This window comes from uncultured Clostridium sp., from assembly GCF_963515715.1.
In the GTDB taxonomy this organism is placed as follows: domain Bacteria; phylum Bacillota; class Clostridia; order Clostridiales; family Clostridiaceae; genus Clostridium_AW.
In genome coordinates this window covers 67586-87625 of the sequence record NZ_CAUPZS010000003.1, presented here as the reverse complement: position 1 = coordinate 87625, position 20040 = coordinate 67586, and the positions used below count along the sequence as shown (strand labels likewise).

The 20040-nt window shown below is 28.7% G+C and carries 20 protein-coding genes; 19 read left to right on the top strand and 1 reads right to left on the bottom strand.

The window, feature by feature from the left end:
* Positions 1 to 51 precede the first annotated feature (51 nt).
* The 18 genes from RYO54_RS04005 to abc-f all read left to right on the top strand — a co-directional run bounded on the left by RYO54_RS04005 (position 52) and on the right by abc-f (position 18309).
* Positions 52 to 1251 carry a cation:proton antiporter gene (locus RYO54_RS04005; protein WP_315116007.1) on the top strand — a complete coding sequence of 400 codons (1200 nt, stop codon included), beginning with the start codon at positions 52 to 54 and terminating at the stop codon, positions 1249 to 1251.
* Positions 1252 to 1325: 74 nt separating this feature from the next.
* Complete coding sequence (locus RYO54_RS04000) at positions 1326 to 1913, top strand: serine/threonine-protein kinase (protein WP_315116006.1); 588 nt, start codon at positions 1326 to 1328, stop codon at positions 1911 to 1913.
* A 247-nt stretch (positions 1914 to 2160) separates the two neighbouring features.
* Positions 2161 to 2748, top strand: a complete 588-nt coding sequence (rbr, locus tag RYO54_RS03995; RefSeq protein WP_315116005.1) for a rubrerythrin — start codon at positions 2161 to 2163, stop codon at positions 2746 to 2748.
* Between the two features lie 233 nt (positions 2749 to 2981).
* On the top strand, positions 2982 to 4100 hold the full coding sequence (locus RYO54_RS03990; RefSeq protein WP_315116003.1) for a sensor histidine kinase: 1119 nt from the start codon (positions 2982 to 2984) through the stop codon (positions 4098 to 4100).
* 16 nt (positions 4101 to 4116) lie between these two features.
* Positions 4117 to 4749, top strand: coding sequence for a response regulator transcription factor (locus RYO54_RS03985; protein ID WP_315116001.1), 633 nt, complete (start codon positions 4117 to 4119; stop codon positions 4747 to 4749).
* A gap of 397 nt (positions 4750 to 5146) precedes the next feature.
* Positions 5147 to 6079 (top strand): ABC transporter ATP-binding protein, encoded by a 933-nt coding sequence (locus RYO54_RS03980; RefSeq protein WP_315116000.1) that lies wholly within the window; start codon positions 5147 to 5149, stop codon positions 6077 to 6079.
* A 25-nt stretch (positions 6080 to 6104) separates the two neighbouring features.
* Positions 6105 to 6881 (top strand): ABC transporter permease, encoded by a 777-nt coding sequence (locus RYO54_RS03975; RefSeq protein ID WP_315115998.1) that lies wholly within the window; start codon positions 6105 to 6107, stop codon positions 6879 to 6881.
* On the top strand, positions 6874 to 7920 hold the full coding sequence (locus RYO54_RS03970) for an ABC transporter permease (protein WP_315115996.1): 1047 nt from the start codon (positions 6874 to 6876) through the stop codon (positions 7918 to 7920). The genes RYO54_RS03975 and RYO54_RS03970 overlap by 8 nt, the downstream gene beginning before the upstream one ends.
* Positions 7921 to 8507: 587 nt before the next feature.
* On the top strand, positions 8508 to 9086 hold the full coding sequence (locus RYO54_RS03965; protein ID WP_315115995.1) for an RNA polymerase sigma factor: 579 nt from the start codon (positions 8508 to 8510) through the stop codon (positions 9084 to 9086).
* Complete coding sequence (locus RYO54_RS03960) at positions 9076 to 9384, top strand: hypothetical protein (RefSeq protein WP_315115993.1); 309 nt, start codon at positions 9076 to 9078, stop codon at positions 9382 to 9384. Before RYO54_RS03965 ends, RYO54_RS03960 begins: the two co-directional genes overlap by 11 nt.
* A gap of 22 nt (positions 9385 to 9406) precedes the next feature.
* Complete coding sequence (locus RYO54_RS03955) at positions 9407 to 10003, top strand: zinc ribbon domain-containing protein (protein ID WP_315115992.1); 597 nt, start codon at positions 9407 to 9409, stop codon at positions 10001 to 10003.
* Positions 10004 to 10197: 194 nt separating this feature from the next.
* Entirely contained in the window at positions 10198 to 10695 is a 498-nt protein-coding gene (locus RYO54_RS03950) for a hypothetical protein (protein ID WP_315115990.1), read from the top strand.
* A gap of 279 nt (positions 10696 to 10974) precedes the next feature.
* Positions 10975 to 11679: a response regulator transcription factor gene (locus tag RYO54_RS03945; protein WP_315115989.1), complete on the top strand. Its 705-nt coding sequence runs from the start codon at positions 10975 to 10977 to the stop codon at positions 11677 to 11679.
* 90 nt (positions 11680 to 11769) lie between these two features.
* Positions 11770 to 13308 carry a HAMP domain-containing sensor histidine kinase gene (locus tag RYO54_RS03940; RefSeq protein ID WP_315115988.1) on the top strand — a complete coding sequence of 513 codons (1539 nt, stop codon included), beginning with the start codon at positions 11770 to 11772 and terminating at the stop codon, positions 13306 to 13308.
* A gap of 174 nt (positions 13309 to 13482) precedes the next feature.
* Positions 13483 to 14838, top strand: coding sequence for a GAF domain-containing sensor histidine kinase (locus tag RYO54_RS03935; protein ID WP_315115987.1), 1356 nt, complete (start codon positions 13483 to 13485; stop codon positions 14836 to 14838).
* Between the two features lie 30 nt (positions 14839 to 14868).
* Positions 14869 to 15735 (top strand): DMT family transporter, encoded by an 867-nt coding sequence (locus tag RYO54_RS03930; RefSeq protein WP_315115986.1) that lies wholly within the window; start codon positions 14869 to 14871, stop codon positions 15733 to 15735.
* 224 nt (positions 15736 to 15959) lie between these two features.
* Positions 15960 to 16106 carry a hypothetical protein gene (locus tag RYO54_RS03925; RefSeq protein ID WP_315115985.1) on the top strand — a complete coding sequence of 49 codons (147 nt, stop codon included), beginning with the start codon at positions 15960 to 15962 and terminating at the stop codon, positions 16104 to 16106.
* Positions 16107 to 16416: 310 nt separating this feature from the next.
* Positions 16417 to 18309, top strand: coding sequence for a ribosomal protection-like ABC-F family protein (gene abc-f, locus RYO54_RS03920; RefSeq protein ID WP_315115984.1), 1893 nt, complete (start codon positions 16417 to 16419; stop codon positions 18307 to 18309).
* 112 nt (positions 18310 to 18421) lie between these two features.
* Here abc-f and map read toward each other — a convergent pair whose 3' ends face one another.
* Positions 18422 to 19291: a type I methionyl aminopeptidase gene (gene map, locus RYO54_RS03915; RefSeq protein WP_315115983.1), complete on the bottom strand. Its 870-nt coding sequence runs from the start codon at positions 19289 to 19291 to the stop codon at positions 18422 to 18424.
* 392 nt (positions 19292 to 19683) lie between these two features.
* Between map and RYO54_RS03910 the strand changes: the two genes are divergently transcribed.
* Positions 19684 to 19959 carry a CD3324 family protein gene (locus RYO54_RS03910; RefSeq protein WP_315115982.1) on the top strand — a complete coding sequence of 92 codons (276 nt, stop codon included), beginning with the start codon at positions 19684 to 19686 and terminating at the stop codon, positions 19957 to 19959.
* Positions 19960 to 20040: the final 81 nt, after the last annotated feature.

Genomic DNA, 20040 nt, shown 5'->3' with positions numbered 1-20040 from the left:
TATTTCTGTAGGAGTTTTTTGTATTTAAAAATTTAATTAGGAGGAATAACTATGGCTACAAGCTTAGCAATTATTATTTTATTGGGATTACTTACAAATGCTCTTTTTACAAGACTTAAAATGCCTGGGTTATTGGGTATGCTTATTTTAGGAGTTATCATAGGACCTTATGGGTTTAATTTAATTCAATCAGATATAATGAATGTATCTGCTGATTTTCGTAAAATTGCTCTAATCATAATACTGTTGAGAGCAGGATTTGGAATAAGTAGAGATGATTTAAGAAAGGTTGGTAGAACTGCACTTAAAATGAGTTGCATTCCAGGCTTAATTGAAGGTTTTTTTATCGCTTTTGCCTCAACAAAACTTTTAGGATTCTCATTTATACAAGGAGGAATGTTAGGATTTATTATTGCAGCAGTATCGCCAGCAGTAGTAGTACCTCAAATGATTAATTTCATGGAAAAAGGCATAGGGACAAACAAGGGCATACCAACCTTAATATTAGCAGGTGCTTCAATTGATGATGTGTTTGCAATTACAATATTTAGTACATTCTTAGGATTATATAGTGGCAATCATGTTAACATAGGGGTAAAGATTTTAGGAATTCCTATTTCAATTCTTTTAGGAGTTGCATCTGGGATTATTATTGGATTTATTCTCATATGGATGTTTAAAAAATATCACATAAGAGATACAAAAAAGGTGTTACTTATACTCGGTTCTTCTATATTGCTCACAGCATTAGAAAGTCTATTAAAAAACAAGATTGAAATAGCTGGTCTTTTAGGTGTAATGACTATTGCATTTATAATACTTGAAAAAATGCCTCATGTAGGAAAGCGATTAGCAATGAAGTTTAATAAAATTTGGGTTTTTGCAGAGATATTACTTTTTGTATTAGTAGGTGCCCAAGTCAATATAAAGGTAGCACTTGAGGTTGGAGGAGTTGGTATTGCTGTTATATTAATTGGACTTTTAGGAAGAAGTATAGGGGTTATAATTTCTGTATTAGGCACAGAATTAAATTGGAAAGAGAGATTTTTCTGTGTGATTTCATATATTCCTAAGGCTACTGTTCAAGCAGCAATAGGCGCCGTGCCATTATCCTTAGGGGTAGCATCGGGGGATTTAATATTAGCATTATCGGTTTTATCCATTTTAATAACGGCACCTTTGGGAGCAATTGCAATAAATTTATCTGCAATGAAACTTTTAGAAATTGATAACACATTATTTACCATTTAAATGTCAATAGAATGGAAGTTTGCTCATAGAATATAGAGAGTATAAGGGAATCAATAATAAAGAAAGGTGTATTTATGAGTGTTGTTGATGAGTATTATATCGATTTAGATGAAAGAGCGGAAAAGATGTTAAGAGAAGGGGAGTTTCTAGGAAAAGGAAACAACGGGGTAGTATATCTACTTCCAGATAATAAAGTGATTAAGATTTTTAAAGAAAAAAGGGTGTGCAAAAGAGAATATGGTATTTTGGAGAGAACGGAGAATAGCAAATATTTTCCCAAGGTATACTACAATGGAACATATTATATTGTAAGAGATTATGTAGGGGGAGAACGTTTAGATAAATATATAAAGAAGAATGGATTAAATAAGGAAGTGGCATGCAAGGTTATTGAAGTCATAAAAGAATTTGAAAGGCTTAAATTTACTAAACTTGATATAAGGTGCAAGGATTTATATATTACAGAGGAACTTTCTTTAATGGTAATAGATCCTAGAAATAATTATTCTAGAGATCGTACTTATCCTAGACATTTGATGAAAGGGTTAAATAAATTAGGGGTGCTAGACAAATTTTTAGAAGTGGTTAAGGATGAATATGGTGAGCTTTACGACGAATGGAACTCAAAGATGGAAAGGTACTTGGAAACGGGTATTAAGTAGCTATTATAAATTGGTATACTAATATCTTGTGCTAGATGTAGATTTAGTATACCAATTATTTTTATTTGCCTTATATTAATACAAACCAATAATAATTATTATTTAATAATTATTATTGACTAAGTATAAAACATATGATATTATATATTTAGAAGTTTACAACGAGTAACAATATTATAATATCTAATTAATAAGTATTTAAAGCTTTTGCTTAATGAGTATATAAATTATTTAAGGGGGTTTTTTTATGAAATCATTAAAAGGAACAAGAACTGCTGAAAATTTATTAAAGTCATTTGCAGGTGAATCACAGGCAAGAAATAGGTACACATATTACGCTAGTATTGCTAGAAAACAGGGATTTGTACAAATTGCCAACATATTCATCGAAACAGCTGAACAGGAAAGAGAACATGCTAAAAGATTTTATAAATTTCTAAAGGATGATTATAAAGATGAGGCAATAGAAATTACTGCTAAGTATCCAGTATCCCTACATGATAATACTGAAGACAATTTAAAGGCAGCAGCAATGGGAGAGAATGAAGAATGGACAGAGTTGTATCCAGAGTTTGCAAAGGTAGCAAGAGAAGAAGGATTCGCAGATGTAGCCGTGGCATTTGAAATGATATCAAAGGTTGAAAAAGAACATGAAGAAAGATATTTAAAATTATTAGAAAATGTTAAAAATAATCAAGTGTTTGAAAAGAATGAAAAAGTTCTTTGGAAATGTACTAATTGCGGATTTATATATGAAGGAACATCTGCCCCAGACAAATGTCCAGCATGTGTACACCCAAGAGACTATTTTGAATTAGCTAGTAGAAACTACTAATTTAATCTTTAATTTTAAAATATAAAATAAATAAAAAACTTTATATAAAACTCTGTATGCTTATTTTATAAGGTGTACAGAGTTTTATTATTTTATTTTTGATTTTGTATGAATGGTTTTTATTCAGAAAATAATTTCATTTTAAATACGCTAAGGAATATATTATAATAAAGTTATCACGAATAAAAAATAGAAAATTATTATTACCTAAAATATAATTTTGGAGAATGGATATGAATAGAAAAAATGTATATATAATTAAATTTATAATACTGTTGTTAAATATAATATACGCGGTGTCTATGATGGAGGAAGCTCAGCTACCATATTTTATAATACTTATTTTATTGATTGTGTTTAATATGCAGTTAAGGATGATGTATTTCAAAGAAAAAACCTATATTTTTTCTATTCTGTTAGATTTGGTTTTAATCTACACCCTTTTTAATAATTTTAATGGAATCACATATATTTTTATATATAGCACTCTCATAGAAGGAATAAGTTATTCTAAAAAATACGTCAATGGTATTATAACTGTCACTTTTATTATGCTTATTTATTTAATTAAAGATCTTTCTATAGAATTTATATTAATAAATTTACTTATCTATGGACTATGCTTGTTACAAACTTCTAGCATAAATAAATTGAATGATGAAACATGTAAATTGGAGTATCTATATGATGATGTTAGAAGATATAGTTATGAAGTGGAGAAAACTAAAAAACAATTGGAACAATATTCTCATAGAGTAAGACATTTAACCCAATTGGAGGAGAGAAATAGGATATCTGAAGAAATTCACGATACCATAGGACATAGATTAACTGCCTTACTTATACAGCTTCAAGCAGGGGTAAGTATAATAGATTTAGATGAAAAAAAATCAAAGGAGCTTTTAAAATCTTCAGTGGAAAATCTAAGAGAAACCATAGATATACTAAGGTATACTGTTAAAGATATGAAAAATATTAAATTAGAAAATATGGTAGATTCCATTAAAAATTTGACAAAAAAGTTTACTATAGATACAGGGATTAATATAGATTTCATATCAAAAGGAGAGATAATAAATTTAAATGATGAAATTAAGCTGACTCTCTATAAAAATATTCAAGAGTGCATAACAAATTCAGTAAAGCACGGGGATGCTAAGAGCATAAATATTGAACTCATATTCAATGAAAAGAAAATTTGTCTTAAGGTAAGTGATGATGGGGATGGATGTACAAGCTTTTTAAAAGGCATGGGAATTACCAATATGGAAGAAAGATTAAGGTTAATAAATGGAGAGTTAAAAATATATAATTTAAATGGATTTATTGTGGAAAGCATAATTCCACTTTAATTAAGGGGGCCGGAAAATGAGTATAAGAGTGGTTATAGCAGATGATGACATAATGGTTAGAGAAGGCATGAAAATAATATTGTCCTTAGATGAAGAAATTGAAGTTGTAGGTACATGCTCAAATGGAGATGAAGCCTTTAGATTTTGTCAGGGGAATCCTGTAGATGTAATTTTAATGGACATTAGAATGCCTGTATGTGATGGAGTATTAGGCACAAAAAAAATATGTGAGGCATTCCCAAAGATAAAAGTTTTGATACTAACCACATTTAATGATGATGAATACATAGTAGAGGCATTAAAAAATGGAGCATCAGGTTATTTGCTTAAAAATATTTTACCTGAAGAGGTAATTAAGGCGGTTAAAATAGTTAATGAAGGCAATATGCTCATCCATCCTAGTATAGCGGAAAAAGTACCTTATTTATTAAAAAAAGAGGATAAGAAAGATTTCTCCAAGTATAACCTTAAAGAAGTTGAAATAGAAATAATGAAACTTATTTCTGAAGGATATTCAAACAAAGAAATAGCAGAAAAAGTATTTTTAAGCCAAGGTACTGTGAAAAATAAAATTACAGACATATTTTCAAAATTAAACTTAAGGGATAGAACTCAAATAGCTATATTTTATCTTAAAGATGAGAAATAAAAATTGCCAAGCAATTTTTAAAGTGAAGAATATATTTATTTTTAAAATTGTAAGCTCTACAAAAATAATTGAGGTATACAAAAAAAGGGAACTAAGTACATAATGACGTCGCTTCAAAAAAGGCGCTCCTCCCATTATATACTTAGTTCCTTTATGTTTCACAGATGTATTTTATAAATATATTTTAGAAGTTATTATTGAAGCGAAGGCTACAGAAACATTGCATAGCATTTTGGAATTGTTGCAATCTTAAAATTCTATAAGCTTTAAAAGTTTTGTCTTAATCTTTATTAAAGATGACTTAGGTCACTCCAACTTATGACTTAGAGTTATGATTTAGGACAGTAAGATTTTATACAATATAAGCATAAGTGAATAAAAAGGAGAGATTTTATATATGGCTATTAAATTGAAAAATATTATTAAGAGGTACGGAAATAACTTGGCTGTAGATAATATAAGCTTAGACATAGAGGATGGAGAGATATTTGGATTATTAGGGCCTAATGGAGCGGGAAAAAGCACAGCTATAAAGATGATTATGGGACTTTTAAAGCCTAATAGTGGAGAGATTTTTATAAATGGAATTGATGTGATGAAAAATAGCTTAGAGTCAAAAAAAATATTAGGGCTTGTTCCACAAGAACTTGCCATATATGAAAATATGACGGCTATGGAAAATGTAGAGTTCTTAGGGAAATTGTATGGATTAAGAGGTAAAAAGCTTAAGGAAATGGCAGAGGAAGCTCTACAGTTTACAGGACTTATAGAAAAAAGAAAGGAAGTTCCTAAAAAGTTTTCTGGAGGTATGAAAAGAAGGTTAAATATTGCCTGTGCCATTGTTCATGAACCTAAAATAATAATTATGGATGAGCCTACTGTAGGGATAGACCCTCAGTCTAGAAATCATATTTTAGAGTCTATAAAGGAGCTTAATAGGAGGGGGACTACTATTATATACACTAGTCATTACATGGAAGAGGTTGAAAGCATATGCAGCAGAGTGGGGATTATTGATTTCGGAAAATTAATAGCTTTAGGAAGCAAAGAGGAATTAGTAAGCTCCATATCAGAAGAGCAAAAAATAATAATTGAGGGCTATAATATAAGTTTTAATCCTATAGATGAGATAAAAAAAATAGAGGAAGTTGATGAGGTTAATTTAAAAGGAAATAGAATTGAGGTTATATGTAAATCGCCTAATGAAATTTTACAAAGAGTGTTAGTAAAACTAGGAGAAGGAAATGTAGTAGTTAGAAATATTGACATAAAGCAGGCAGATTTAGAAAGTGTATTTTTAAAGCTGACAGGAAGAAAATTAAGAGATTAATTATAGTGTTTGGAGGATAGGAATTATGTGGACAATAGCATATAAAAATATAAAAGATATGTTTAAAAATATATTTCTCCTTGGTTTTCTAATAATAATACCTCTTTTTCTTATTGGTATTATTAATAGCATGGCTGGAACTGGAGGAGAGATGGTTAATGATCATTCTAATTCAATAATTGAAATAGTTATACTCTCAGCGTCAAAAGATAATTCGTCTATTCAATACTTTGCTACCACAACCCTTGTGCTATTTACCCTATTAGGAAGTATGATTGCAGCTTCCATGCTAGTAGGGGAAAGAGAAAAAAATACACTTCTTAGGATGTTTGCAGCGCCAATTAGAAGAAGTGAAATGCTAGGGGGAATTTTAATAGGACATTCTTTAATAGTGTTATTAATTTCAAGTGCAATAATAATTCTTTCTAATTTAATTTTTGGTGTGAATTGGGGAAGTTCTATTTTAAATATTATTGTTGTAACCATTTTTGGAGTATATGTAGCAACGGCTCTTGCATTTATAGTATCAGGAGTTTTTAAAAGCACTAAGGTGGCAGGGACAGTTGCTTCATTTATAGTCATATTCATGACATTCGCCAGTGGAGGTTTTACTGGTGGAGATGGATTTGGAGTGATATCAAAGTTTACAATAAATAAATGGATTTCTGATGGCTATTTAAAGCTTATGGAAGGTGGAGACCTTAATAGCATAAAGATAAATTTGATAATTTTAGGAATAATGGGTACAGTTTTTATGATTATCGCTAGCATTATTTATAGGAGGGAGAATATTTATGAATAGTATAGTGATTACAATAAATTTAATAAAAAGAATGCTAAAAGAAATAAATATATTTGGATTTATTTTCTTTCTTCCTATATTAGCAGCAGTACTTGGAGTGGTTATGTTTGGGAACACTGAAAAAGTTGCTGTTGGAATAGCAAATTCCCAAAGTGTAGAATATTCCATGGTAGAATATTTAAAAGATAGCGGTAAATATGATATTAGACTTTTGGAAGAGGAGCAAATAGAAGAAAAGGTAAAAGATAAGGATATAGAGATAGGGGTAGTATTTCAAAAAGAATTTTCACTAGATTCTAAGGATAAAATAAAAATAGTTTCTCTTAATAATAATGAAGATGTACAGGTATTAAGAGGAGAAATTGAAGGATATTTAGCTGCATTAATGAGTGGTAAGGAAATGGTAGAATATGAAAAGGCTACACTAAAATCAAAAGAATATGAAAAGGGTAGGGCTTCCATAGGTTTACTTTCTATGTTTATAATGATGTTTGCAGGATCAAGTATTGGATTTTTACTTGAAGATAAAAGAGAAAAAAATTTCATGAGACTATTTTCCACTCCAGTAAAAGAATATGAGGTGGTACTAGCGCATATTATGGCTAATTTTCTACTTGGAATATTGCAAGTTGCTTTATTTTTGGTAGTAAGCACCTTTATTTTTAAAATCAAATGGGGAATATCACCTTTATGGGTTTTCGTTATCTTGGCAGCTTATTTGGTAACGTCAGTAGGATTTTCTGTAGGCTTAGTGGGAGTGGTAGATGATAGTGAAAAATATAATTTAATTCTCACACTTATAGCTGTAGTTACAAGTATATTAGGTGGAGGCTTTTTTCCAACAGATTCATTGAATGTTATCATTAGAAAAATATCAAGCTTTATGCCTCAAAAATGGATGGTGGATTCCTATACGAAGCTTGCAAATGGAGGAAGTATTAGTAGTATACAAATAAACTTATTGGTGCTCGTACTCTTTGGATTGGTTTTCTTCACCTTTGGTATAAAAACTCTCAAGCCAGGAGAAAGAGATTTATAGAAAAATCGCGACACAAAACTAGTATATTAAATTGATTTCGCAATTATAAGTTTTCATAAAAAATTCGGGCTCCAAAGCATGGAGCTAAGCAGGTAGTGAAGCCGCTCCAATAAAAAGTCGCTATTTCACTACCTGCTTAGCTCTTAATACTTTACAAAATTTTATCATGATAAACGCCTTATCAATTATTGACTTATTTAACTATAGTAAATACTTTCTTATTGTGTAGAGTTTGAGAATGATATGTAATGTTTCTGTAGTCTTATTATTTAATCATTTATTAAATCTATCTGTAAAACCTTACAACTGTAAAAATATATTTGTAAAATATAAAGGAACTAAGTATATAATGGGAGGAACGCCTTTTTCTGAAGTGACGTCATTATGTACTTAGTTCCCATTTTTAGATACTCAATTATCATTGTAAAAATTTATAATTGAGTATCTAATTTGTCATAATCTAATTTTGAAAAAACATATATGCTTAATTATTTAAAATTATAATTTTCTATGTACGAAAATTTTTCTGTTTTTTGTGAACCTAAATGTAAGTGAAGCGTAAAACATAAATGAAAGGGGGAGAAGATTTGAATGTAGAAAGCAAAGATATCTTACAAATGTATAACAATAATAGAGAACAAGGGCTAGAGTTTTTAGTGAATAAATATAAAGATTCCCTATATAAATTTTCTCTCCATTTATGTAAAAATTCAACTGAGGCAGAAGATCTTTTTCAAGATACCTGGGTAAAAGTATTTAAAAACATAAATACTTTTGATGAAAATAAAAATTTTCAAACATGGATATTTGCTATATGTATGAATTCATATAAAGATAGATATAGAAAAAATAAAAGATGGTTGAATATAATAAAAGATTATTTTAATAACGAAGAAAAACAGGAGGAAATGGGAAAGGTATATTCTACAGAAAATCTACCTGAAGAAGAAACTATTAAAGACTATGAGAAATACATGATTAAAAAAGCTGTTAAAACCTTAAAGGATGAGTATAGAATTCCTTTAATATTGTATTACTTTCAACAGCTAAGCTACAAGGAAATCAGTGAGATTCTTTCAATCCCTGAAGGTACTATTAAATCTAGATTAAATAAAGGTAGAAAACTTATAAAGGATTATATGGAGGTGAATCACTATGATGGATGAAAATAAGTTGGAAGAATTGCTGTTTGAAATAGGAGATGAAACCATAGAAGCTCCAAGAAAACTAGTAATAAAAACAAAAAACTATATGGATAATAAATACCATAAACTTTTTATATATTTAATACCTCTAAGTATAATACTTTATATAATGCTTGCGTCAACTATGGTGTATCTTTCTTTATATTACATTAATGCTAAATATATATACATCATGTTAAATACTGCATTTACTATAAGTAATGCAATAGTAGTTATATTTTTATTATTATATTCAAAGTTTAATGAACCAACGAATTAACAAATTAGGAGTGTGATATATTATGAGAATGTTATCCTTTTTCTTTATTATTCCAATAGCTATCTTAGTTGTGCTAGGAGCTATAATATATGCAATTTTCCAAAGTACTAGAAATGAAAATGGTAAAACATATGATAATGATAGTAATAAAAACCCTTTCAAGGTTTTGTTTTATGTATTAGTAGGTTTAGTGGGATTAGGCATTATCTTATTTGGGGCAAATATTTTTACTAGCAGACACATTGGTGGAGAAGAATTTTGGGCAGTATTTCCTGCTATGATCTTTATACCTTTGGTATTTTTAATACCTATTACAATACTTATTGTTATAGGAAGATTTGTTTATTATGATGCTCAAAGTAGAGGGATGGAGCCTTGGCTATGGTTACTAGTAGTTATATTTGTCCCTAATTTTATTGGGTTAATAATATATTTGGTAGTAAGAAGTTCTTATACTTCAAATAATAAAAAGTGTTTTAACTGCGGAAGTTATGTGAGGGAAGATTATAATATATGCCCTAGTTGCGGAAACCACTTAAAGAATAGCTGCTCTCAATGTGGAAGGGCTGTTGAAAAAGGTTGGAGTATGTGCCCTTATTGTGGAAATCACTTAAGTTAGTTAGTGAATAGTAGAAAGTTATAATTCTAATATTATAAACATGAAACTAAGTATGCCATTGGTACGTACTTAGTTTCATATTTGTATTCAAAATTATTTTTATAATATGTTATAATTAACATATAAGGAAATTTTTGATTTAAAGTGGGGAATTAATTAGTTATCACATAAATTATATAGAGAGGAGATTAACAATGAAAAAGAATAAAAAAGTTATAATAGGAATTACATTTGCTTTTTTAGTATGTTCTTTAGGAGTTTACAGATATATCAATCTTAACAAAAATATTGATGAAAAAATTAGTTTTAATAGGGAAAATAGTTTTGACATAAAGCAAGTGGATTGGACGGGGTACACAAAATGGTGGACTGACAATAGTGAAAATGATTTATATGATATTAAATTTGAATTTTTTGATGGAATGGATCTAAAAGAGATAGTAACTGAAAGTGCTAATTATGATATGAAAATAAAAAGTGATGTTAATAATGGAGAATTAAATTTGAAAATTTACAATGGAGAAAAAGTATTATTTGATGAAAAGGGTAAGATAGAGGATACTATAACAATTTCAAATGATGGCAGTAAAAATATAAGAGTTGAACTTACAGCAAAAGAAGCAGAAGGCCATGTTAAAATTGAACTAATACCTAGTGCAATAAGAGTTTCTAAAGATATTTTCAAAATATAGGTCGTGACAGACTAGTTAGCAATTATAACTTTCTAAAAAATAATTGATTGTGTAAATGAGGACTGGTTACATAGTGAAGTGGTTTCAGAAAAAGGCACTTCATTGTGTAATCGGTTTTTTGTCTTAAAACAAGATTGAAAAATAAATATTTCACTGACTATTACTAAATTAAGAAGTATGTTCTAGTTTTTTTAAGAAAACTTTAAGAATATTTGTAGATTTATCATAATTGTTTTATGATAGTATAAGATAAGTTGTTATAGAAGGAGGCTTTTAGCTATGACAAGAGAAACTATTTTAATTGTTGATGATGAAAAAGAAATAAGGGATTTAATTGGGATATATCTAGAAAATGAAGGTTATAAAGTGATTAAGTGTGGCAATGGAATGGAAGCTTTAGATTACTTACAAAACCAAGATATAGATTTAATAGTATTAGATATAATGATGCCTAAAATGGATGGCATGGAAGCATGTATGAAAATTAGAGAAGAAAAGAGCATGCCTATAATTATGCTATCTGCTAAAAGTGAAGATATGGATAAAATATGGGGGCTAACAGCTGGAGCAGATGACTATGTAACAAAACCTTTTAATCCATTAGAGCTTATTGCTAGAATAAAGTCTCAGCTAAGAAGGTATAAAAAATTTAATACTAGTTTAGTAGCCGCTCAAGATGAAAATATTATTGAAATAGATGATCTTATAATAAACACAGCAACCCGTGAAGTGAGAGTTGGAGAGAGGGAGATTAAGCTTACTCCAATTGAATTTTCTATTTTAGAGCTTTTATCAAGAAATAAAGGCATTGTATTTAGCATAGAAAAGATATATGAAAGGGTATGGAAGGAAGATTTCTTTAAATCAGACAATACCGTTATGGTTCATATAAGAAAGTTAAGGGAAAAGATTGAAGAAGACTCTAGAAAACCAAAATATATAAAAACTGTTTGGGGCGTGGGATACAAAGTTGAAAATATGTAAAAGCACATGAGGTGAAACATGATTTTAAAAAGAATATTTAAAGGTATTTTTAGAGGTCTATGGAGATTTTTTACTAAACCTTTTAGAGTAATGTGGAAACTTTTTATTAAACTTGTTAGGGGACTGTGGGCATTCTCTACCAAACCTTTCAATGAGATTAAAAATAAAACATTAGATTTATATTACAATATAAAAAGTAAAGTTAATCAAGATATACGTTGGGAACTTATTGTTATATTTGGGGTATGTTTATCCTTATCATTTATATTTTTTACCCTAACTAATTCCTTCTTTTCAAAACCTAGGGCCTATTCTGAAGTAAACTATCAAAATAGTATAAGAGAAATGTCTAATACAGTTTTAGATATAGGATATAATCTGGATAATAAAAAAATTAGCATTAAAAATGGTGATGCTATACTTGAGGTATTGAATAATTATAACCATAACTCAAATAAAATACTAATAGTTGATGAGTCTGGGAAAGTAATGTATAAGACTGATAATGCAGAGGAAACCAATTTAGATATGCACGCAGTTATAAGAAATGCAATGAACTTTAAAAATAATTATGACCAAATAAAAAATTATGATAGCAGCAAGGGAGAGTTTATAACCTTTTACCCTGTTGGATTTTCTGATAGTAGAGCCTATGCTGTGCTAAAAGGAACTCCTCGAGGAGATGTTGAAACAAAGTACTATACTCAACAAAAATCATTCTTTGCACTAGTATTATCTGTAATATTTTTCATTGTGAGTTTTTACTTTATAACGGGGAAAAAAGTAAGGTATATACAAGAAATAGCACTAGGTGTTATGTATATTGCAAGAGGTCAGCTGAATTTTAGAATTGAGCAAAAAGGAGAAGATGAGTTGGCGAATTTAGCTCAAAATATTAATTTTATGACTGGGGAATTAAGAGATAAAATTGAAAAGGAAAGAGAATTAGAGAAAACTAAAGGCGAACTTATTACTAATGTGTCTCATGATTTAAGAACACCACTAACTTCAATACTTGGATATTTAAATTTAATAAAAGACAGTAAATACAACGATAAAGAAGAAATGATGGAATATATAGATATCGCTTATAATAAATCTGAAAAGTTAAAGATATTAATAGATGAATTATTTGAATACACTAAGATTACTAGTGATGGTATAAAATTAAATTTAACAGAGATAGCTTTAACTGAGTTAATAGAACAGTTGACTGAGGAGTTCGTACCTATATTTGAAGAAAACAAGATAAATGTAACTAAAAATTTACTAAATGAAAGTATTAAAGTAACAGCTGATGGAGATAAGTTAGCTAGAGTATTTGAAAACCTTATAGTAAATGCAATAAGATACAGTTATAAACCAGGAGATATTAAAATTACTCTTGAAAAAATTGAGGATTACGCTTTGTTTAGCATATCAAACAGAGGGGATAATATAAAAGAAGAAGATTTAAATAAGATATTTGAAAGATTCTATAGATTAGAAAAATCAAGGGCTGAAATTACAGGAGGAAGTGGCTTGGGACTAGCTATTTCAAAAAGTATTATAAATTTACATGGTGGTGAAATATGGGCAGAATCTAAAGATAATATTGTTACTTTTTTTGTAAAGATATCTACAAAATAAAATACATTACATCAAAGTATATGCATTATCGTATTATTTTTGTATATAAAAGAGATTCTTTATTAAAAAAGGGTCTCTTTTTTAAATTTTTTGTAGATAATTATGGAATGCTTGTTCGATACAAGAGTATAAATTTTTGATATAATATTTTTTGCGGGCTAGTAGTGTATTAGAATGATAAAGTTTGATGTTAATTTATGTAAAAAAAGGGGGCAAACTAAAATAATGATTTTAGATATCATTAATAGTACTTTAAATAGCGTGGAATCTAAAAAAGATTTTTCGCCAGATAACATTGACTTGAAAGAAGTTTTTTACCAATTATTTAAATTATCTATAAAATATTCGGAAGCAGAAAAAGGATATTTAGTTATTATTAAAAATAATAATATGTATGTTGAAAAAAACAACAATATGGTTTTTATAGAAAATATGGTTGATATTTACAAAGAAATATTATATTATGTTAAAAGACGCTCCGAGACCATTATTATTAGCGATGGAGAAAATGATTTTAAACATAATAAAAATTCTTATATTATGAAAAACGGTATAAAATCTTTATTATGCATGCCTATAGCTTATAATGATGAATTAATTGGATTACTGTATTTAGAGCATAGAACTAAAACTTTTGTTTTTAATAACGATAAAATAAAGATAATAAAATTTTTATGGAAACATACTATTTCTGCAATGGAGGATAAAATGTTAAGTTATAAGAATAGGGGAAAAGATGAAGCTCTAGAATATCAAAAATTAAAGAAAGAATTAATGCTCAACATCTCTCATGAATTAAAAACACCAATTAATGTTATACATACTGCATTACAAATGTGTAATTTAGTCTTAGATGACTCTGAAAATGATAATTCAGCATTGCTTAAAACATATTTCAATATTATGAAAAAGAATTGCTATAGACTGTTAAGAATAGCAGACAATACGTTAGACATTTCTAGTATAGATGCTGGTTGCTATGAACTAAATATTGAGAATATAGATGTAGTAAGCTTAATTGAAAATGTTACAATGTCTTCAGTTCAATATGCAAAAGCTAAAGGAATAGATCTAATTTTTGATACAGATGTTGAAGAAAAATATTTAGCTTGTGATGGAGGTAAAATTGAAAAAATAATGTTGAATTTACTTTCTAATGCATTGAAGTTTACTAAGAGAGGTGGACAAGTTTTCGTTAAAATAAAAGATAGAAATGATCATATTTATATATCAGTAAAAGATACAGGAATTGGGATTAAATCCGACAAAATAGACGCAATTTTCGATAAATTTGAACAAGCAGATAGATCATTATGTCGAAAAAATGAAGGTAGTGGCATTGGATTGTCATTAGTAAAAGCATTAGCGGAAGTACATAATGGGAAGGTATGGGTAAATAGTGAATATGGCAAAGGAAGCGAATTTGTAGTAAAATTACCTATAAAAAACTGTACCATGGAAAATCATAATTTTTATCATTTTACGGACTTGGATAAAATCAAAATTGAGTTTTCAGACATATATCTATAACAGCATCATATTTTATGAGGAGGATGAATATTGACTGAAACAAATAATAGAAGTAGGGCTATTGCATATATGATTTTATCTTCATTATGCTTTGCGTTTATGGCCGCCTTGGTAAAAATGTCAGGTGATATACCTACAGTGGAGAAGACGTTTTTTAGAAATTTTGTTAGCTTAATAGTTTCCACGGCTATAATATTTAGAAAAAAACAAAAACCATGGGGAAAGAAAGAGAATAGAAAGCAGTTGATTTTAAGAGGGGTTCTTGGAACTATTGGTATGATAACTTATTTTTATTGCATAGATAATATGCTTCTAGCAGATTCATCTATGTTAAATAAAGTTCATCCCTTTTTTACTGTAATTTTTGCGGTATGGTTTTTAAAAGAGAAACTTCCTAAAATACAAATACCAGCTCTTATATTGGCATTCATAGGTATATTATTTGTAGTGAAGCCTAAATTTGACATGACTGTAATACCAGCTATAATTGGCATATCTTCTGCAGCCTTTTCAGGAGGAGCCTATACCGTTGTTAGATATTTAGGTGATAAGGAAAATTCAGAGATTATAGTTTTTTATTTTTCCTTTATTTCAACTTTAATAGCCATAATGATAATTCCTTTTAATTATGTACCTTTAAGTTTAAATCAATTTATAATGTTAATCAGTGCAGGAATATTTGCTGCTATAGCGCAATTTTCTTTAACTATATCTTATAAATACGCCCCTGCTTCAGAGGTTTCTATATATAACTATACAAACATAATATTTGCACAGATAATAGCCTTTTTTCTCTGGGCAGAAGTTCCAGATATTTATAGTATAATAGGATATTTTTTAATCATAGGATCATCATTAATGGTATTTTTATATAAGGAAAAAGAAGAGGTAAGTTAGATAAAAAGTATATAACATTTTATAATTGTCACAGTTCCATTATGTTTTAAAATATATTCTCAAATATTTATTTTTACAAGATAAGTTGGTTCTCGAAGCTGAGAGTTAGAACTGGTTAACTATGGGATATGCTTAAAAATGTGAATTGAAAGTTAATTTGAAAGTTAATTTGAAATATGCTAAGATTAATTTATTAAATTAAATGGTTTATGGAGGTGAAAGGTATGGCGAATTTCTTTTTAGTAAACACAATTTTAGATAGATTGCCAATGTCATTATCTGGAATTACACATGTTAATTTCGATTTTACGGGAGGAGTCTGTCCAAAATTGAATAATGTACTAAAAAGAAGTGAGTTATCTTTGCCTTAAATATATTATAATCTATGTTATTTTTAACCCAGGTAAGGATTAGCTTGCCTGGGTTTTTTAGTTTTGATAGGATAAAACTAATGTTAACTACTCATTTATGTTTAATATATAATCTTTAAAAAATGTAACTTTTAGTCATAGGTATTATTTTTTATGAAATATCTTTATTTAGGTATTTTATTAAAAAACTTAGATTATATAATTGATTTGTATTAAATTTCAAAATACAAAACTCGGGTAAGTGTTTCTTGCTCGGGTTTTATTATTTTTAAAAATCAATATTAATTAAGACATAAGGGAGGAGTTAATTATGATAGAATTAGCGTTAAAAGAAGTAGAAAAATATTTTGGAGGTAATAGAATTTTTAGCAATATTACTTTTGAAGCTCAATATGGAGAAAGAATTGGATTAATAGGGAGAAATGGTACTGGTAAAACTACAGTTTTTAAAATTATTGCAGGTATTGAAAAACAGGATAAAGGTTCCATAACTATACGAAAGAATTCAGTAGTAGGATATTTAGATCAAATACCTAATTTCCCTGGACAATTTAAAGTAGTGGATGTTTTAAAAACTGCCTTTGAAATTCAATATGAAATAAATAAACAACTAAAAACATTAGAAGTGGAAATGGCTACCTTAGATGCAGAAGAATTAGAGCATACATTAAAAAAATATTCTCAGCTCAGTGAAGTTTATGAAGCAAAAGGTGGTTATGAAATAGAAGAAAAATTAAGCAAGATTTGCACTGGATTAAAATTTAATGAGGATTTTTTAAATAGAGACTTCATAAGTTTAAGTGGTGGAGAAAAGACTATTGTAATATTAGGTAAAATTCTATTGCAAAATCCAGATGTACTGCTCCTTGATGAGCCTTCAAATCATTTGGATATGGCATCAATAGAATGGCTTGAAAGTTATCTTAAAGCATATAAAGGTACGGTGATAGTAATATCTCATGACAGATATTTTTTAGATAGAGTGGTAACGAAAATAGTTGAAATAGAGGATGGAGAAACCTCCCTTTATGATGGTAATTACTCTTATTACGTTAAAGAAAAACAAAGAAGAGTTTTTGAACAATTTGAAGCTTATAAAGATCAACAGAAAAAAATAAAAGCTATGGAAAAAGCTATAAAACAGCTTAGAGAATGGGCCGTTCAAGGGGATAATGAAAAGTTTTTTAAAAGAGCAGAAAGTATGCAAAAAAGGTTAGATAAAATACAAAAAATTGATAAACCAATGGTGAATCAGCCTAAAATCCAGTTAGATTTTGCCGAGACTGATAGATCAGGTAAGGATGTAGTAAGTTTTAAAGGTATAGGAAAAAGTTTTGGTGATAAAAAAATATTAGAGGATGTGAGTTTGGATGTTAAATATAAGGAGCGTATAGCATTAATTGGAGACAATGGAAGTGGAAAGTCAACTATCGTAAAAATAATTTTGGGAGAATTTAAACCAGATTATGGTGAAATAAAGTTAGGGTCTAATATTAAAATAGGATATCTTCCCCAGAATATAATCTTTGATAATGAAGAGCTAACTGTGCTTGAAACATTTAGAGAAGACATGACTATTTCAGAGGGATCAGCTAGAGGAATATTAGCTAAATTTTTATTTTATGGAGAGAGTGTTTTTAAAAAGGTTAAAGGTCTTTCAGGAGGGGAGAAAAGCAGGCTTAAACTTTGTAAATTAATTCAAAATGATATAAATCTGCTTATACTTGATGAGCCTACAAACCACCTCGATATAGATTCAAGAGAAATGCTTGAAGAAGCATTAATGGAGTTTAAAGGAACTATATTTTTTATATCTCATGATAGATTTTTTATAAGTAAAATTGCAGAAATGATATGTGAAATAGAAGATAAAAAGATTATTAATTATTATGGAGACTATGAATATTATAAGGAGAAGGAAAAAGAAATCAAAAGAAGTAATACAGAAATTTCTAGCAAAGATAAAATAAATAAACCACAAAATATAGAAAGGCCTAAAAACATAGTAAGTAATAAGTTGAAGGAAGTGGAGAGATTAGAAAAGATAATAGAAGAACTTGAAAGAAAAGTACAAAATATAGACAATGAAATCAATAATAATGGAAGCGACTATGATAAGTTAGTAGAGTTAGATAAGGAAAGAGCAAGTACTCAAGAAGAATTAGACATAATGTTTGAAAAGTGGATGGAGCTGAATGATTAAAATATAGTTAAGTATAATTTTAGATTAACACAAGATAGGAGGCTATTGATTCTTAGTTTCAGCTGGAGTTTTTTTATAAGAAATATTTGCTCCAGCTGAGACTTATAAGAATTTATTTACTGAGTATCTCTACCCCATCTTCTGTTACTAGTACTGTATGTTCCCATTGTGAAGAAAGAGATCCATCTTCAGTGAATACTGTCCAATCATCTTCGTCATCTATTACTATTTCATAGGAGCCTGCATTTATCATAGGCTCTATTGTAAATATCATACCAGGCACTAAAACCATGCCTTCCCCTCTATTACCATTGTGAGCTACAAAAGGTTCTTCATGAAATTCAAGTCCAATACCATGACCACCAAAATCTCTTACCACAGAGTAGCCATGCTTTTCTGCATGCTCTTGAACTGCTGCCCCTACATCACCTAAAAATCCCCAAGGTTTTACAGCTTCGATACCTTTATACAAGCATTCCTTTGAAACTTCTACTAACTTTCTTGCTTCCTCACTTGCTTCTCCAATTATGAACATCCTTGAAGCATCTGAATAATATCCATTTAATATGGTGGATACATCTATATTTATTATGTCTCCATTTTTAAGAATTCTATGCTCACTAGGAATACCATGGCACACTTCATCATTTATTGAAGTGCAAAGGCTCTTAGTATATCCTTCAAAGTTAAGAGTTGCTGGAATTGCCCCTTGAGATACAGTGTAATCATGAACTAATTTATCAATCTCTTCAGTGCTCATACCTTCTTTTATATTTTTGGCCACTAAATCCAGTACAGCATTATTAATTTCAGCACTTTTTCTTATACCTTCAATTTGCTCTTTAGTCTTAATGATTTCTCTTGGTGGAACCTGAAAGCCCTGTGCTTCTAAAATTTCTAATTTTTTATCGAATTCAATGTGGCATTTTTTATATTTTAATCCACTTTCACACCAACATAAATCATTCCTATTTAAATTCATATAAACATCTCCTAATATTTTTATAATGTTTTATTTATTATTTTATAGCTATTACTTAAATTATACCTCTATAGTCACAATTTTAAAATATGCTTTAATTATGTAAGTGTTCTTATTATAATAAAAGTCGTATATCTTTACTTTATAAATATATATGATAAAATTACTTTAGACTCAGTTCAGTAATATAAATTCAAATTGATAGGAGGACTATGTATGAAATCTACAATAAAACGTACTGCCCACCTAGGCTCTGCGCAAAGACTACATGAAGCAGAGGGAACAAAGTTTTGTTCAGAGCCGAATTTTATTAGATTAATTTAGATTAAAATTGTTTTGTGTGGTCTTTGCTTCATTATTTACAGATTAAAAAGTAGATAGGAGCAAGGATTATGAAATATGAAAAGGCACAAAATATATTGCCAGAAGATGTAATTGAATTAATTCAAGAGTATATAGAGGGTGGGTATTTATATATACCTGTAAAATGTGAGAATAAGAAAGCTTGGGGAGAGAATAGTGGTGCAAAAGATAGTTTGAAGGAAAGAAATAGAGAGATTTTTGATTTATACAATCAAGGAATATCTATTAAAGAGCTTGCTCATCAATACTATCTTACTGAGCATAGTATTAGAAGAATAATTAGAGAAGAAAAACAAATAATATAAATACAAATCGGTATTTTAATATTATCAATATAGATAAATTAATACCGATTTTTTTATTTGCAATTTTAGAATTAAGTATGA

Excerpts from the sequence above, each read along its gene's own strand:
- RYO54_RS04005 (WP_315116007.1), top strand. The coding sequence starts at position 52 with ATGGCTACAAGCTTAGCAATTATTATTTTATTGGGATTACTTACAAAT.
- RYO54_RS04000 (WP_315116006.1), top strand. The coding sequence starts at position 1,326 with ATGAGTGTTGTTGATGAGTATTATATCGATTTAGATGAAAGAGCGGAA.
- rbr (WP_315116005.1), top strand. The coding sequence starts at position 2,161 with ATGAAATCATTAAAAGGAACAAGAACTGCTGAAAATTTATTAAAGTCA.
- RYO54_RS03990 (WP_315116003.1), top strand. The coding sequence starts at position 2,982 with ATGAATAGAAAAAATGTATATATAATTAAATTTATAATACTGTTGTTA.
- RYO54_RS03985 (WP_315116001.1), top strand. The coding sequence starts at position 4,117 with ATGAGTATAAGAGTGGTTATAGCAGATGATGACATAATGGTTAGAGAA.
- RYO54_RS03980 (WP_315116000.1), top strand. The coding sequence starts at position 5,147 with ATGGCTATTAAATTGAAAAATATTATTAAGAGGTACGGAAATAACTTG.
- RYO54_RS03975 (WP_315115998.1), top strand. The coding sequence starts at position 6,105 with ATGTGGACAATAGCATATAAAAATATAAAAGATATGTTTAAAAATATA.
- RYO54_RS03970 (WP_315115996.1), top strand. The coding sequence starts at position 6,874 with ATGAATAGTATAGTGATTACAATAAATTTAATAAAAAGAATGCTAAAA.
- RYO54_RS03960 (WP_315115993.1), top strand. The coding sequence starts at position 9,076 with ATGATGGATGAAAATAAGTTGGAAGAATTGCTGTTTGAAATAGGAGAT.
- RYO54_RS03955 (WP_315115992.1), top strand. The coding sequence starts at position 9,407 with ATGAGAATGTTATCCTTTTTCTTTATTATTCCAATAGCTATCTTAGTT.
- RYO54_RS03950 (WP_315115990.1), top strand. The coding sequence starts at position 10,198 with ATGAAAAAGAATAAAAAAGTTATAATAGGAATTACATTTGCTTTTTTA.
- RYO54_RS03945 (WP_315115989.1), top strand. The coding sequence starts at position 10,975 with ATGACAAGAGAAACTATTTTAATTGTTGATGATGAAAAAGAAATAAGG.
- RYO54_RS03940 (WP_315115988.1), top strand. The coding sequence starts at position 11,770 with ATGTGGAAACTTTTTATTAAACTTGTTAGGGGACTGTGGGCATTCTCT.
- RYO54_RS03935 (WP_315115987.1), top strand. The coding sequence starts at position 13,483 with ATGATAAAGTTTGATGTTAATTTATGTAAAAAAAGGGGGCAAACTAAA.
- RYO54_RS03925 (WP_315115985.1), top strand. The coding sequence starts at position 15,960 with ATGGCGAATTTCTTTTTAGTAAACACAATTTTAGATAGATTGCCAATG.
- abc-f (WP_315115984.1), top strand. The coding sequence starts at position 16,417 with ATGATAGAATTAGCGTTAAAAGAAGTAGAAAAATATTTTGGAGGTAAT.
- map (WP_315115983.1), bottom strand. The coding sequence starts at position 19,291 with ATGAATTTAAATAGGAATGATTTATGTTGGTGTGAAAGTGGATTAAAA.
- RYO54_RS03910 (WP_315115982.1), top strand. The coding sequence starts at position 19,684 with ATGAAATATGAAAAGGCACAAAATATATTGCCAGAAGATGTAATTGAA.